This is a genomic window from Streptomyces sp. PA03-6a, from assembly GCF_033792765.1.
Lineage (GTDB): Bacteria > Actinomycetota > Actinomycetes > Streptomycetales > Streptomycetaceae > Actinacidiphila.
Genome location: NZ_JARAVK010000468.1, coordinates 1 through 3,677, shown reverse-complemented (window position 1 = coordinate 3,677; position 3,677 = coordinate 1). Strand labels below are relative to the sequence as shown.

The following is a 3,677-nucleotide window of genomic DNA, read 5'->3' as shown; positions in this document are numbered from 1 at the left end:
CTGGGGGAGACGAGCGGCGGACCCGGGCGCCGAACGACGCAGGGCCAAACCGCGAGCGCTGTGGGGGTCCCCCCGGCCGAAGGCTGGGGGAGTGCGCCGGCGCGGCACCGACCCAGGCACACGGTGCGAGACCCGCACTGACCGCGCCGGGCAATCGGGCGGGCGGGCGGGGGATGCCCGCCGCAGGCGCAACGGAGCCGCACACAGCAACGGGCCGCACGGGGCACCCCCGCGTATCCGCTACGCGGATACGCGGGAGACCGCGTCCGCCACCGACAACTCCTCGCGCTCCCCGGTGCGGCGGTCCTTGACCTCGACGACCCCGTCCCCCGCGCCGCGCCCCACGACGAGGATCGTCGGCACCCCGAGCAGCTCCGCGTCGGTGAACTTCACGCCCGGCGAGACGCCCGCGCGGTCGTCGACGATGACCCTGACCCCGGCCGCGTGCAGCTTCTCCGCGACCTCGAGGGCCAGTTCCGTCTGGAGCGCCTTGCCCGCCGCCACGACGTGGACGTCCGCCGGGGCGACCTCGCGCGGCCAGCACAGGCCCTGCCCGTCGGCGGTCTGCTCGGCGAGCGCAGCGACGGCGCGGGAGACGCCGATGCCGTAGGAGCCCATGGTGACCCGGACCGGCTTGCCGTTCTGGCCGAGGACGTCGAGCTCGAAGGCGTCGGCGTACTTGCGGCCGAGCTGGAAGATGTGGCCGATCTCGATGGCCCGGTCCAGCTTGAGGCCGGCGCCGCAGCGCGGGCAGGGGTCGCCGGGCTCGACGGTGACGACGTCGAGGTACTCGTCGACCTCGAAGTCGCGGCCGCAGACGACGTTGCGGGCGTGCGTGTCGGGCTTGTTGGCGCCGGTGACCCAGGCGGTGCCGGGGGCGACGCGGGGGTCGGCGAGGTAGCGGACGCCGGTGAGGCCCTGCGGGCCGACGTAGCCGCGGACGAGGTCGGGGCGGCCGGTGAAGTCCTCGGCGGTGACGAGTTCGACCTCGGCGGGGGCGAGGTGCTCGGCGAGCTTGCCGAGGTCGACCTCGCGGTCGCCGGGGACGCCGACGGCGACGATCTCGCCGTCGACCTTGACCAGCAGGTTCTTCAGGGTCGCCGAGGCCGGCACCCCCAGGTGCGCCGCGAGGGTCTCGATGGTGGGGGTGTCGGGGGTGTCCACCTCCTCGAGGGCCGGGTGGTCCGCGCCCTCGACCGGGGGCACCACGGTGGTGACGGCCTCGGTGTTGGCCGCGTAGTCGCACGCGGGGCAGTCCACGAAGGTGTCCTCACCGGCCGCGGCGGGGGCGAGGAACTCCTCGGAGGCCGAGCCCCCCATCGCGCCGGAGACGGCCGAGACGATGCGGAAGTCGAAGCCGAGCCGCGAGAAGATCTTGATGTAGGCCTCGCGGTGCAGCCGGTAGGCCTCGGCCAGGCCCTCGTCGGTGGTGTCGAAGGAGTAGGAGTCCTTCATCTGGAACTCGCGGCCGCGCAGCACGCCGGACCGGGGCCGGGCCTCGTCGCGGTACTTGGTCTGGATCTGGTAGAGGATCACCGGCAGGTCCTTGTAGGACGCGCACTGGTCCTTGACGACCTGGGTGAAGATCTCCTCGTGCGTGGGACCGAGCACGTACTGCGCGCCCTTGCGGTCGCGGAGCTGGAAGAGCAGGTCGCCGTACTCGCCGGCGCGCCCGGTGAGCTCGTAGTTCTCCCGCGGGAGGAGCGCGGGCAGCAGGACCTCCTGGCCGCCGATGGCGTCCATCTCCTCGCGGACGACGCGTGCGACGTTCTCCAGCACCCGCTTGCCGAGCGGCAGCCAGGTCCACACCCCCGCCGATGAGCGGCGGACGTATCCGGCCCGGACCAGGAGCTTGTGGCTCGCGGTCTCGGCGTCGGCCGGGTCGTCGCGCAGCGTCTTGAGCATCAGCCGGGACATGCGCAGGACCATGGGGGCTCTCCAGGGGGTTTCGTACCGTTGTGCCGAGGATATCGAGCCGTGGCGCGCTCCCGGAAACGCGTTATCGCACGAGGGGCAGGCGGGCGCCCATGACGGCGTACGGGCTGGCCGCGCTGGGGAAGTGCACGGGCCGGGCCAGATCGGTGTAGCCGAGGGCGCGGTAGAGCCGCCGGGCCCGGCTCTCGGTGTCGATGGCGGACAGGATGCTGCGGGGCTCGTCGGCGCCGTCGGTGATGGTGGTGATGAGGGCGCGCCCGATGCCGCGGCCCTGGAAGCCGGGGTGGACGTGCAGCTCGGTGATGGTGAAGGAGTCGTCGAGCCACTCGTCGGTGCCGGTGCGCCGCAGGTAGGGCTCGACGACCGTGGACCACCAGTGGATCCGGCTGTTGGGCATGCCGTACACGAAGCCGGCGAGCCGTCCGTCGGGGGTGAGCGCGCCGAGCGCGCGGACACCGGGGAAGCACAGGTGCCGCAGCACGATCTGCCGGCGGATGGCGACCTCCTCCGCGCCCAGCCCGAAGGCGACCGCCTGGACGGCCAGTGCCTCGTCCACCCGTGCCGCCAGGTCGATCGGTTCGACCGCCACGTCCTCCATGGGCGGCGACACTACTAGAACAGGACGCTCATGAAGGCGCCGACCTCGGTGAAGCCCACCCGGCGGTACGCGGCCCGGGCGGGCGCGTTGAAGTCATTGACGTAGAGACTGGCCACGGGGGCCACGTCGCGCAGCGCGTAGTGCAGGACGGCGGCCATGCCGGTCTCGGACAGGCGGCGGCCGCGGTACTCGGGGGCGACCCAGACGCCCTGGATCTGGCAGGCGTGCCGGGTGACGGCGCCGATCTCCGCCTTGAAGACAACCCTGCCGTCCTCGATGCGGGCGAACGCGCGGCCTGCGCCGACGAGTTCGGCGACGCGGGCCTGGTAGAGCAGTCCGCCGTCGCCTGCGAGCGGGGAGACGCCGACCTCCTCGGTGAACATGGCGACGCAGGCCGGCATGATCACGTCCATCTCGTCGCGCCGGACCCGCCGCACGTACGGGTCGGGCTCGACCTGCGCGGGCAGTGCGCGGGTGACCATCAGCGGCTGGTGGGAGCGGACCTCGCGGGCCGGGCCCCAGCTGGGTTCGAGCAGCGACCACAGCGCGGAGGTGGGCGCGGTGGGGCCGACGATGGAGGAGCAGCGGCGTCCGGCGCGCAGCGCCCGCTCGGCGAAGGCGCGCACGGCCTCGGGGCCGGCGCAGATCGGGACGAGGTTGGCGCCGGCGTAGCAGAGCGCTTCGACGCGGCCTCCGGAGTACCAGCCCCACATCTCGCCGCCGAGGCGCCAGGGGTCGAGTCCGGCGACGGCGACCCGGGAGGCGACGAACGCGTTGGACACCGGATCACGGTCGAGCACCGCGAGGGCGGCGTCGAGTTCGCCTGGCTCCATGACCTTGGTCGTCGTGGTCGTCAACACGTGGGGCGCCTCACCGTACGGGCCGCAGCGGTCGGGGGAAGTCCCCGAACCTTACCTCGGGAACGTGTGTTCCGCCCGTGCCCGCCCGTATCCCGGACCGCGGGGGCCCGGGACGCGGGAGGGGATGGTGGGTCAGCTGACGGAGACGGAGGGCTCGCCGGAGGCGATGCCGTCGGCCTCCATCTGCTCGGCGAGCTTCATGGCCTCTTCGATGAGGGTCTCCACGATCTTCGACTCCGGCACGGTCTTGATGACCTCGCCCTTGACGAAGATCTGCCCCTTGC

At 72.9% G+C, this 3,677-nt stretch carries 3 protein-coding genes and 1 pseudogene; all 4 read right to left on the bottom strand.

What is annotated here, in order from left to right; genetic code table 11:
- Positions 1-240 precede the first annotated feature (240 nt).
- Positions 241-1,929, bottom strand: coding sequence for a proline--tRNA ligase (locus PV350_RS45520; RefSeq protein ID WP_499514306.1), 1,689 nt, complete (start codon positions 1,927-1,929; stop codon positions 241-243).
- A gap of 70 nt (positions 1,930-1,999) precedes the next feature.
- The gene (locus tag PV350_RS45515; RefSeq protein ID WP_499514305.1) at positions 2,000-2,533 is read right to left on the bottom strand and encodes a GNAT family N-acetyltransferase; all 534 of its coding nucleotides are present in this window, start codon (positions 2,531-2,533) and stop codon (positions 2,000-2,002) included.
- Positions 2,534-2,547: 14 nt separating this feature from the next.
- On the bottom strand, positions 2,548-3,393 hold the full coding sequence (locus PV350_RS45510; protein WP_499514304.1) for a GNAT family N-acetyltransferase: 846 nt from the start codon (positions 3,391-3,393) through the stop codon (positions 2,548-2,550).
- A 132-nt stretch (positions 3,394-3,525) separates the two neighbouring features.
- Positions 3,526-3,677, bottom strand: a pseudogene (locus tag PV350_RS45505) (flavodoxin-dependent (E)-4-hydroxy-3-methylbut-2-enyl-diphosphate synthase); the annotation flags it as partial.